This window comes from Gelidibacter algens, from assembly GCF_001678675.1.
Classification (GTDB): domain Bacteria; phylum Bacteroidota; class Bacteroidia; order Flavobacteriales; family Flavobacteriaceae; genus Gelidibacter; species Gelidibacter algens.
Genome location: NZ_LZRN01000026.1, coordinates 1 through 12,865, shown reverse-complemented (window position 1 = coordinate 12,865; position 12,865 = coordinate 1). Strand labels below are relative to the sequence as shown.

Below are 12,865 nucleotides of genomic sequence, written 5' to 3'. Positions count from 1 at the left end.
ATGAAAAATAAGACCCTGCTCATAGTAATGTTATTTTTTGCACAAATTTTATACAGTCAAACTTATGAGATAAAATTAAATTTTTGGTATAAAGTTGATAGAAATGTAAAAAACAAATCAAGCTCTAACATGACCATTCGTTTGTATTATTCAGATAACACTTCGGAGGAAATTTATTCCAAGTCAATAGGAGATGACACATACCAAGGTCCTGTAAATTTAAACTTGTCAAGAAATAAAAGACCAATTAATTTTAAAGTAACGGGATTTGTTAATTTTTCAGATGTTGGTGATGCTGATTGGAATCACACTCTACCTTTGAATAGTGGATGTATTACTGAGCAACGCTATACTTATCGCCATAGCGGTTTTCAAAATGATCGTATAAATTTTGATTATTCTTCACGCCCCATTATCAAAATACCTGAGCCAGGTGCGGACAATAATTTTCCTGAAGATGAGGTTCTAACGCTAACTGCATCCAGCGGATTTCTTTCTTCGGTTTATAATTGGGAATATTCCATTAATAATGGTGCAAACTATCGTCCAATTCCAAGTGTAAATCAAAACCGTCGCAACGTCGAAATTCTTGGTGGTCAATTCTTAGATAAGTCTTATCATGGTAAAATAATTTATTTTAGAGTTAATACAGGATGTAATTATTCCAATTCCGTGCCTTACAGGTTTTTAATCTCTGCACCTCATTTTTTATCGCCAAATCCGAACCCTACATCATGTTACGATAAGGGAGATGGCTCAGTGAGACTTTCTTTTAGTCGGGTTTTAAAACAGGGAGAAGTACTGAGTATAACAAGTTCAAATAATAATTTTCCATCTGGTAAATTCGTAAATCTAGTTGCTTCTGATTTTGACTCAAACCAATCTATATTAATTGAAAATCTTAAGCCAGGGATTTATCCAGTTGCAGTTGCTGGTTTTTTTAATGGCTTTAACACATATATTGAATCATCATCGCACAAAACGTCTTTCACAATAGAAGACCAACCACCCGTAGAATTCACAGTTGAAACCACAAATGTTAATTGTAATGGAGGGAGCGACGGTACAATTACAATTAGCGCAACTGGAGGCAATGGGAGTTACACCTATCAAATTAACGATAGCACTCCTCAAGCCTTTACAAATGGTAAAACTCATATAGAAACAGGTTTACCGCAGGGATGGTACACCATAAATATAAAAGATACCAACGGCTGTCTTGCCCAGAAAATTCTCAGAGACGGTAATGGGAAGATTATAGGTCCAGAGGGGACATTAGAAGAATCTAGAGAAATTACACAACCCGATGCCGCCTTGAGTGTAGAATTTTCCACATTGGAAGATGGAGGTATTAAAGAACCTACAGCCTACGGTTTCTCAAATGGAACGATTACGGCCAAAATTAACGGAGGGACAAAGTTACCAAATGACACTTATAACTTTACATGGGAATATTTTGATGACTTAACAGCTTCTTGGGTAAATTGGACAGACTTTAATTATGCTTATGATGCTCCAGATGATTGGTATATCATTTTACAAAATGCCAAAGGCGGGAATTATAAATTAACAGTTACAGACAAGTATGGTTGTACCGTTACAAATCAGCCTTTTACTTTAGGTCAACCACCTCAACTTAGCGTTTCAATTAGCGAAACCAATGCTATTTCGTGTAATAACACCAATATTTTTGGTGACGATTCAAGCGATGGTGAATTAACAGCAATAGGCACCGGAGGAGTTCCTTTAAAACCTACAGATAATAAAGGTTTGCCTTATTATTACAAATGGAAAAAGAAGGATGCCAATGGTGTTTATCAAGAAATAATTGGCGCAGACAGCAATGTGCTGTCTAACCGAGATGCGGGAGATTATGCTGTAAATATTATAGATGCCAATGGGATTACCGTAGGAACCGCAATCAATAATGTGGTAACACCAGTTGATGTCTTAATGACACTCACACAACCAGATTTATTACAAATTACCTTTAACAAAGTGGATGTTTTCTGTCACGGAGGAAAGGATGGTAGTATCCACGCCACCATAATTGGGGGTACCCCGTTTGATTCTGGAGGATATACGATAAAATGGAATACAGGAGCACAGACAGAAGCTATTGATACGTTGGTTGCAGGAACTTATACCATTATCGTGACTGATAAAAACGACTGTAGAGCTCAGGCAAGCATTACTATCGATCAACCAGCCTTTCCTTTAGTGATTAATTATACCGCATTTTTTGCACCTACTTATACAGGAGCAACTAATGGTTGGATAGAAGCGACAGTTACGGGTGGTACGCCATTAAACAGTGGGACTTACACTTATATTTGGAAAGATGCCAATGGTAATAATTTAAATGCACAAGTGACCCAAACGATTTACTCAAACAGTTATGTCATAAAATTGAATGGTTTAGCAGCGGGTGTATATGATCTCACTATTGAAGACGGCAATTATCCACTGGCTATTGATTCTCCGAAGTGTACAATTTCTAATAGTCCTTACACATTACATGATCCTAAGCCATTGACCGTCGAGATACAAGAACATAAACCTATTTCATGTCATAGCACGAATGCTTACGGTACTCAGTCCAGTGATGGTGCTTTGAGGATCATTGCAGATGGCGGTGTGAAGTTACAACCTACTGACAATAAAGGAATGCCATACTATTATACTTGGAAAAAAGAAATGACTCCAGGTGTTTGGACCGAATTAACCGGTCAAATAACTGATATAGCCACTAATTTAGATGCAGGAAATTATGCGGTAAACATAAAAGATGCCAATGGTATTGTTTTAGGGATTTATCATAACAATGTGTTGATCACACCAACCGATACGACCTACGTTTTTGAAGAGCCACCGTTATTAGAACTTACCATCGAAAAGCAAGATGTATATTGTTACAATGGAAGTGATGGATGGGCAAAAACGATCATTACAGGCGGTACACCTCCTTATAATATTGTATGGAGTAGTGAAGAAACTTCTGAAAGAATCTCATACTTAAACCAAGGTGTTTATAATGTAACCATTATGGATAGTCGGGGGGTGTCAAGTTGAAGGCAGCGTAAGTATTGATCAACCTACTGCCCCCGTAAGTATTGCCTACACCGCCTTTTCTACACCAAGTATAAAAGGAGCATCTGACGGATGGATAGAAGCTCAAATCAATGGAGGCACCGCTTTATCTGATGGGAGTTATACTTACTATTGGCAAGATGCAAATGGAACTATTTCAAATGTACAAACAACAACCAGTTTTAAAAATGGTGTTTTTCAAATACGTTTAAATAATCTATCAAAAGGTAGTTATTATCTCACTATTGAAGATGCGAATTTTCCGCTGGCCACTACAGGTGATAATTGTACATCTTTAGACGATGAATTTATTATGTATGATCCTATTGAAGCGATTATTAGTGTGCTTACGCCGATCTCTTGCCATGGAAATAATACATTTAATAACGCTTTTTCTGATGGTGCATTGCATGTTGTGGTTACTGGCGGTTTGCCATTTAGCACAGGGCAACCTTATATTTATTATTGGAAAAAAGAAAACAGCAGCGGAATATTTGATGATCTAAACCAAAACTCAGATAATGCCCAAAACTTATCTGATGGAACTTATGCTTTGAATGTTGAAGACAGTCGTGGGGTAGTCATTGGTGTATATGAAAGTTTAAACCTTTTGCAGCCTACTGATGAAGTTTTCTATTTCCAAGAACCAGAACTCTTAGAAGTCGCTTTAACAACCACTGAAATTTCTTGTGGCGCAGGTAACGACGCAACGGCCACCGTATCAATATCAGGAGGAGTTCCACCTTTTGATATTGCCTGGTCCAATGGTAATATTACAGCAACTGCAACTAACTTAATCGCAGGAAACCATGTGGTATATGTGACGGACGCTCGTGGGTGCATGTTCTCAGGAAATATCACTATAAATCAACCAGGAGGAATAGTTATTGATGTTATTGAAAAAATACTTCCAACATGTTTTCAAGGCGATGATGGCAAAATTAAACTGGCATTATCAGGAGGCGTAGCGCCATATACCTATTCATGGGATACAGGAGCAAACACGACCACTATTCAAAATCTGACTGAGGGACGTTATGTTTTTTCATTAACAGACAGCAACGGTTGTCGAGCTTTTAAAGAGATTTTGCTACAGGATCCCGAAAAAATGAGCATCAATTTAGGTGAAGACTGGACACTTTGCAAAAACCAAAGCCATGAGTTAGATGGACGTGTTTCAGACCCTGATGCCTTGTATCTATGGACGTCAGATAATGGATTTAGTGCAACAACACCAAACGTTACGGTGACGCAGCCAGGCAGCTATCAAGTAACGGCAACGTCGTCCTTAGGTTGTACAGCGACTGATACTATTGTTATTGCTTATAGTGATACAGAAATTGATTCGGAGTTTTTGTTGTCTTCACAAGCTTATGTACAGCAAGAAGTCATAATGTTAAATGTTAGCAGCCCTTTAGGCAATACTTCAGAATGGATTATTCCAGAGGGGGTGACCATAATAGATACGGCGCATACATCCATCATCTTAAGTTTTCCCGAAGCTAAAACCTATAAAATTGGGTTGATTTCTACTCAAGGGGACTGTATTCAAGAACTCTATAAAAATATTGTAGTTGAAGAGAATCGTGGTTTACCGAACCCCGGTGATTCAAAAAATCCTTTTATAGAAGCGTTTACAATAACACCTAATCCCAATGCAGGCCAATTTGAAATGCATATTATCCTTGCTGATTCAAGCCCAATAGGGGTACGCGTCTTTGATGTTCAAGGTGGTTTTGTTTTCGAACAACCGAGTCTTCAAACAGCAAAAGAATATAACATACCAGTAAAGTTAAATTTGTCCTCGGGAATGTATTTTGTGGTTTTAGAAACCGCAAAAGAGACCCAAATAAAACGTTTAATTGTTCAATAGGATAACGTGTATCGATGACTAAATCATTATATAAAATAAGTAGTGTGATCTTACTTTTAGTGATCTTGCTTACGGGATGCTATAAAGAAACAGCGCTACCTGTTACGGCCAATTTCAGCACTGCTTTTGTGAATTCAGATGAATCTGTTCCCGTTCAAATTGCTATTACCAATCAAAGTATAGGTGCAGATAGCTATGCATGGACATTTGAAGGTGCACAGCCTTCTAGCGCTACTAGTGAGAACCCAGGTTCAGTGGTGTACAATGTTGCGGGCACGTATACCCTCCAATTAACAGCATCAAACAGGGATGGCAGCACCGACACTTTTGAAAAAACAATCACCATAGTTGATGGCATTTCCATTAATTTTTCTACGCAAATTATAGCGAGTAGTTATCCGCCTGTTGAAGTTGTATTAACAAATAATACAGAGGGTGAAGATTTATCTTATCTCTGGACATTTGAAGGCGGTATTCCTGCCACTTCAACAGATCAGCATCCTGGAAATATAATCTTTGTAACACCAGGAGATCATATAATTACGTTGAAAGTATCTAATGGTTTTGAGTCGTTTTCAGATCATAAAACAATTACCGTTACACCAGATATTGAAGCCATCTTCGATTGGGAAGTTGATCCTTTTGACGATGACTATCAAGCACCTGTAACTATTACGTTGATAAATAGTTCGATAAACGCGACCTCTTATCAGTGGACGTTTGAGGGAGGAACATCGGCAAGCGCTACTAATGAAACCCCCAAGACTACTTTCAATGATCCAGGAACCTATATGGTTACTTTAAAGGCGGATAATGGGAAGCGCACGCATACCGCGACTAAGAAAATTACCATTCATCCTAATACAAATATCAGAATGTTTAAAGATATTGAACTGGCCATTAATAATTCGCATAACACAAATGCGAGAGGGGCTTTTTTTTCTACCAAATTAAGAAAGGTACTTACTGCCGATGAGGTTACTGATGCGAATGGTGAAGAGATCGATATTTGCTTTTTTGGATTGAACAGCAGTTTTGATTTTAACAAATTTATAGCACCCGATGCCGTAGATTCCAATGGGTTTATCGCGATTCCAAATGCTACGCATACCAAGTTTATCAACTCACAGGAAATATGTGGTTGTTCAGCTAGTTTAAGCGCTGCTCAGTTTGATGGTATGACTTCTGATGGGCTTTTAAAGGCTTTAACTATTACAGAAACCTCTAATGGGTTACTTCCATTTGATAATAGCGTTGTGCCTAGAATCGTTCTTTTTGAAACGCATGATGGGCGTAAAGGGGCTATTAAAATAAAAACTTATGTCAATGAAGGTGCAAGTTCCTATATTATTTGCGATATAAAAGTACAGAAAGAGTAACGATATGTCGGCAAACTTTAAAATGAGTTGGCGATTACATTTAGAAAATACACAAGATGAAACAATTTTTTCAACATATAATGTTTAAGTTACAGCGTACTGTTGCTAATCAACTGATTACATTTGGTAGCAAAAGGGGTCAAGCTAACACCTCGAGACTTATAATTTTGTTCATGTTGCTCACAGCTAGTGTACCAGTCGCGCATGCCCAACTATACCCAGTTCAGGTCAACCAATCCATCATTCCACCTTATAACACGCAACTCAACAGTTACGCAACAGCATCAAGTGTAAAGCTGCGTCTTTATCTAACCATGACGGACGTAAATATCAACAACCGTCAGGTGCGTTTAAAACTAAAAATCAAAGGGCATGGTCTTAACATCCAATCTACCGATTTTGTACAAGGTGCTCCACAGATTTTTCTAAATGGAGGGATGCAGCAACAGCTTACCAATATTGATCTGGCGCCCTATTTTGAGCTGAACAATTTCTTAGGGATCAGTCCGCAACAATACAACCGGCCGCTGCCCGATGGTACCTATAAGTTTTGTTGGGAAGTCTATGATTTTTTAACAGGACAACTGATTTCTAGCCCAAATATGGGTTGTGATACCATTTTTTTATTGCTCAATGACCCACCATTTCTTAATCTGCCCAATCGGGGCGATCAGCTTACCGATATACAACCAACAAACATTATCTTTCAGTGGACACCGCGACATGCCAACGCGACTAATGTCAGCTATGAATTTGAGCTGAGAGAGCTTTGGGACCGTCAAATAAATCCACAGGCAGGTTTTATGGCCTCACCCAATTATTATACGGAAACCACTTATGCCACTACTTTATTATATACAATAAGCAAGCCTACACTTTTGCCAGGCCATACCTATGCTTGGCGTGTACGAGCAAAATCCACTACAGGAATTAGTGAGAATTCTGTATTTAAAAACAATGGCTATAGCGAAATATTTCATTTTACCTATACCAATACCTGCTATCCACCAAGCTTTGTTTTAGCCGAGCCATTGAATAAAGGCATTGTAAAAATAAACTGGCAAACAAATCCCGACCACAAAAAATACCACATCCAGTATAAACGTGCTGATGTATCCAATGCTGAGTGGTTTGAAGTCTACTCCTACGGAAACCAAGCACAAATATCAAACTTACAAGCAGGGGTCACCTATAATTTCAGGGTGGGTGGTACGTGCAATGCGCTCATTGATTTTGACCAAGTCTATAGTTATAGCAGCATCAATCAGTTTACAACACCTACGGCCGATGAGTCTGTAAGCTATAGTTGTGGCATTGTACCAGAGATGAAAATAACGAATTCCAAGCCTTTAGTAAACATTGGCGTTAACGAAACCTTTACAGCGGGGGACTTTCCTGTAACCGTAAAAGAAATTGAAGGTGGCAACGGTATTTTTAGTGGTAAAGGCTATATCGTAGTACCTTATTTAGCAGACACTAAAATAGCAGTAACCTTTAGTGGGATAAGAATAAATACAGATTACCAGCTTTTTGATGGGATTATTAAAACGACTTATGATCGTGCCTGGGGTGGTGTAGCCGATGTTGACGATCTATTTAATGGTAATCCCGGGCAACAAAACACAAGAGCGGTTAATTTTCCAATAGGAGAAATTATTATCGATCCCAATGGGGATATTTTAGTGGTAGGCGTAGGCGGATCACCTATTGTTGAATATGCAGGGGGTGAAGATTATATAATAACTGATAGCGGGCATCCCGGAGATCCTAACGGTACACCACCAATAGCTGCCAGCCCTCCTAAAAAGTATCATGTTGATGAAAAAGGAACTATAACTCCAATCGGGGAACAAGCAGCAGGTGGCTCTTCAACAGTCCAAAACACCAATGGTGTAAATAAAAAAGGGGAAGCCACAACCATAAGTGCTCAAGGCCTAGAGGTAACCTTTACTCAAGCACCGAACTCTGTGTACGGTTTTGACGCCTATAACCCGAGCTATCCTGAAACTAAAAGTTTGTACAAAAAACTGGGAAGCAATTATTACATCCCATACAAATCTGTAGCACAAGGGCAGACCGATTATATTGTTGCCAACTTAAATATTAGTAATGATAGCATACGGCCTCAGGATATTGTTTTTAAAACTAAAGATGGTGTTGCGATTGCAAAAGTGGATAGCACGGGAACCAACAAAATTACCAGCTACACCCTAAAACTTACAGGCTTGGCCACGGATGCCAATGTGGAAACGCAAGCTGTAATAAAGCAGGGCAATACCTATAAAATAGCGGGCGCCTTTATACAGTACCAAGCCACATCTAAAGATGTAAATGTTGTATTGGTAAACACGGCTAAGAATGTAAATATCCAAGAGGTAAAAAATAAGCTTATAACCATTTATAAGCGGGCCATGGTAAACCTGAGCATTACCGAAATTAACGATTTCGAGAAAGACTTAAATGAGCTGGCATCTACTGGTACTATTGACAGCGGCGAAAGTGGTTTTTTAGCAAATTATACGCCACAACAGCAAGCCATAAACAGTAAAATTAAATCCAGATCAGATTATAATACAACGGCGTATTATTTAATACTCACCGATAAAAAACCGTCCACTACAGGTCAGAAAGGTTTGATGCCACTAGGCAAGCAGTTTGGATATATTTATACTGGCAATGCTACCCCTTCGGGGGCTGGGGGGATTTCTGCCCACGAACTTGGGCATGGTGCGTTCCAACTAAAACACCCATTTTCTACACATAGTTATGGTTTTAAAGAAGTGAGTACCGATTGGCTTATGGATTATGCTAATGGGGAACACATACCGTATGAGCATTGGAAAGAAATACATAATCCTAAACTACGGATTGGGCTGTTTGATGGGGATCATGAGGCCGAACATAATAAAAACGCACATTTGGCACTAACAAAGAGTGGTAAAATTATAGATGAGTTTTATTTAGACGGAAAACAAATAAAGGTATCTGTTTTAATCGCCACCAATAACTATACTATAGAAGAAATAAAGTATGAAGGTTTAATATATTCATGGGTCACTTCAAAGGAAGCGTTTATAAATGGTGAAAAAGAAATTACTGTTAAAAAAGCTTCAAAAACGATAGATAAAGTTAATCTTTTTAGATCTCGTGGTGACGGTTGTACCTATGATTATGTCTTGATAAATTGGGGTAGCGATGACGAAAAAACAACCCATGTAAACGAAAGGATTGAAGAGAAAATCAAAAACTTTAAAGAAAACGATTGGAAACTAACGCCACTTAATGTTAGAGACGCTTCTTGTAACAATGCCTTTATAAAAGAGTTATTGGCAAGAGACCAAAGAGATTGCAGTGATGCAGAATTAAAAAATGGTGCAGAAGAACTCAGAATGAACTTACAAGTTTCTGATGGCCAAAAAGTAACCGCAGCTGTAAACAATACCTGCTTATCTGCCATAAGGAATTTAGTTTATACGGAGATAGAAATATTATTAAATACTATAGCGCAACAATCTGAAATAAAGGAATATTCTGAAGTAGCCATTCTTCGTTTGATGAACGCCATTAAAAGTGATGATTATATCTACTTTTATGAATATCTGGAGAAAGAGGATAATAAAATCCTTAAAAAGTTGGTTTCAGAAATAGATGATGCTTCCATCTATTTTTTTACTGATAAGAAAAACTATTCAAATTTTATAGGAGCAGTTACAGAAATGGTAAAACCTCTTTCTGATGAATTTAAGTGGAAATACATGAATCTACTAATTAATCAGCGATACTCAAAAATAGATGTAAGAGAACAAGAATCAATTTCGATATTATTAAAAAATCTAAAACAAGATAAATTAGAGAATCCAAATGAGGTAAGTTTTTTTATAGAGATGCTTAAATTTAGTCCGAACCTGATTAACATATTGGATTATAAGAGTATATATCTATTAGCTAAAACTAGAAGTAAAAATGAAACTATATTTAACCAGTTCACTCAAACTATAAAACGCGTTGAGAAAACTTCTAAAACGACACCTATTACCTTTACTGCTGTAGAAGTAAATGGTGATCCAGATTGGTTTTCTCCAAAATCAATGACTAATAGTCTACAGTCAAATGGATCATTTATTGGAAGTAAAATTTTCAATCAAAAAGAACTTGTTGGTTTTTTTGAATGGGTAACGTTTTTATATTCAAGTCAAGGTCAAAGTGTTTTAAAATTACTTAACAGCAAAAATCCCGAAGATTTAAAAACTGTCTTAATTAAATTCGAAGAACAGCTTCTGCTCTATACTGACAAAAAAATTGCTGACGATAAAGATTATTGGAATGGGGTTACAACAGTTACCTGTGATAACATTACCGATATCTTAGATCGTATTCGTTTAAATGAAAGTAAAACATCTCTGCAAAAAGTAAATTTCGCAACCCGTGTAAGTATTATTGAAAACATCATAACATGTCAAGCCCGTGAAGCTGTTAACGTTGAAAACACTGAAGAGGCTTTATTCAAAGTTCTGAGAAGTTTTGATGAAGATGATAGTAATATTCTTAAAGAGTTGGAGAAAATAGGGTTCAATAATATTTATAAAAATTTCTCAGGATTGAGATTAAAAAAATTCTGCTTCTGGACAGCTTCTCAAATTACAAGCAGTGCCCATTTCAGTACAGCTCAATCCGAAAAGCTATTTTTAAAAAATAATGATTTAATTACAAATACTAATGAATTGATCCAATTGGAACAAGATGTGCTCCAATTTAAAAACACTAGTTTTAAAACAAATTCAAAAACAACTTTTATAGTAACTGGTTTTGGCGAACTAGGATATAATGAAATGGTTCCTGTTTACATTGCAGGAAGTTTTAAATATCTTGATGAGGATGAATTCAAAAAAGGCACGGTAGCCTATATGCCATTAATTCAGTTTATAGCAATGTCAAATGACAATACTAATGTAGTATTTGAAAAATCTGCATGGGCTGCTCTAGATGGTGTGCTTTTGGTTATTGGGATTGGAGAATTTAAATACATATATAAAGTAGGAAACGGTGTTCATAAGACGATTGCCTTATTAGAAATAGCCGGGAATGCTACAAGTGCTACAGCCCAGTTATTAAATAACGATTATATCTCAGATGATTTCCGTTTTAGTTTACAAATGGCAAGTTTAGCGATGAACATTCCTAGATTATTAACAAAAATGCCAAATGCTGAAATTCAAGCTGAAAGGCTACTTGCTAAATTAGAAAAAGAAGCTAGTTTAAATGATAAATTTAGTTATTCAGATTATATAAAAAATATTTTTAAATATAAACCTTCAGCAAGTTCATTATTGGAAAAATTAAAAAGCCTGCCAGTTTTGAATGGTAAAGTAAAAAAACTAGGCACACTAGAATCTAAATTTATGGAAGATTTTGCCAATGCAGGTGATGATATATTAAAAGAAATGAATAAAGCCGATTCAGAATTATTTTCTGGATGGAAAAATTTCAGGAAGAAATATTTTGATGAAATATTGTGTGATTAAGTAAACAAAAAAATATTATGTTACGATTTTTAATAGGACTCATTACATTTTCTATAATACAGTCGACTAGCGCACAATGCGAAATGTTAGTTGAGCTTACAAAAGATCTTGCTAATCCAAAAACAAAGCAAGCTTTTAAAAACTATATAAAAGGAAATGATGACGGTATGTATTCATATCTGCAACTTGCCAAAGCAGGAAGAACTGAGTTAAGAACAAGTGTAGAAGCTTTACAAGCCTTCACGAAATTACAAAAAAATGAAAAATTGATTAAACTTGGAGTTAGCAAAGGGGACTTAGCAGGTATGTTGAAAAAAGGCTGGGGTGGGCCACCTGAAATACCAGCATTTAATATATTTTGCGACGAACTGAATGATTTGATAAATATATTACCCGTTAACACTAAAAATTTAAAAAGCTATTTAGGAAGTGAGGGTTTTACTAATGCAGCAAGTTATACACAACGCCATTCCTATCTTCAATTACAGCGATTGCTTGAAAATAAAGAAATTTTAAGTAAAGCTGATGAAGTTATCTTTGAAAGTGAAATTTCAGTTTCAGCATTTGGTATAGGAAATAGTGTATCAGATATTCACATTGTCTGGCAGGGTAGAAAGCTAGAGGTAGAAACTAAGGCAGGGGTAAATTTTTTTAAAGGTATTGATGAATCCAATTTCATGACTCAAAGTGGTAATTCTCTTATGACCGTTTCTAATATTGAAGATTATAAAGTATTTCTAAACCCTGGTTTGGTGGATGGTGTAAATAAAGAAGCTTCAATAAAAAAAGTTATAGATGCATGGAGTAAACAAAGCTGGTTTAAGGAAACTAAGATTGTGGATAAGTTTAAAAAGTATGGAGAATCAAAAGGTTTTGATTTTACTGACTATACAGTCGAGGAATATCTGAAAATGAAAACAGAATGGTTTGATGAAATTATTTATTAAAACATATCTAAATGAGAATAGTTAATTCAATTTCAAATGTAATCGCATATAAAA

The 12,865-nt window shown here is 36.4% G+C and carries 5 protein-coding genes; all 5 read left to right on the top strand.

What is annotated here, in order from left to right; translation table 11 throughout:
• Entirely contained in the window at nucleotides 1–3,072 is a 3,072-nt protein-coding gene (locus A9996_RS12280) for a SprB repeat-containing protein (protein ID WP_066435321.1), read from the top strand.
• Nucleotides 3,073–3,403: 331 nt separating this feature from the next.
• Nucleotides 3,404–4,963, top strand: a complete 1,560-nt coding sequence (locus A9996_RS12275; RefSeq protein ID WP_066435318.1) for a T9SS type A sorting domain-containing protein — start codon at nucleotides 3,404–3,406, stop codon at nucleotides 4,961–4,963.
• A gap of 14 nt (nucleotides 4,964–4,977) precedes the next feature.
• Nucleotides 4,978–6,342, top strand: coding sequence for a PKD domain-containing protein (locus A9996_RS12270; RefSeq protein ID WP_066435316.1), 1,365 nt, complete (start codon nucleotides 4,978–4,980; stop codon nucleotides 6,340–6,342).
• Nucleotides 6,343–6,515: 173 nt separating this feature from the next.
• Nucleotides 6,516–11,864: a phage tail protein gene (locus tag A9996_RS12265; protein WP_146608970.1), complete on the top strand. Its 5,349-nt coding sequence runs from the start codon at nucleotides 6,516–6,518 to the stop codon at nucleotides 11,862–11,864.
• 17 nt (nucleotides 11,865–11,881) lie between these two features.
• Nucleotides 11,882–12,811 (top strand): hypothetical protein, encoded by a 930-nt coding sequence (locus tag A9996_RS12260; protein ID WP_157487216.1) that lies wholly within the window; start codon nucleotides 11,882–11,884, stop codon nucleotides 12,809–12,811.
• The last annotated feature ends 54 nt before the right edge of the window (nucleotides 12,812–12,865 follow it).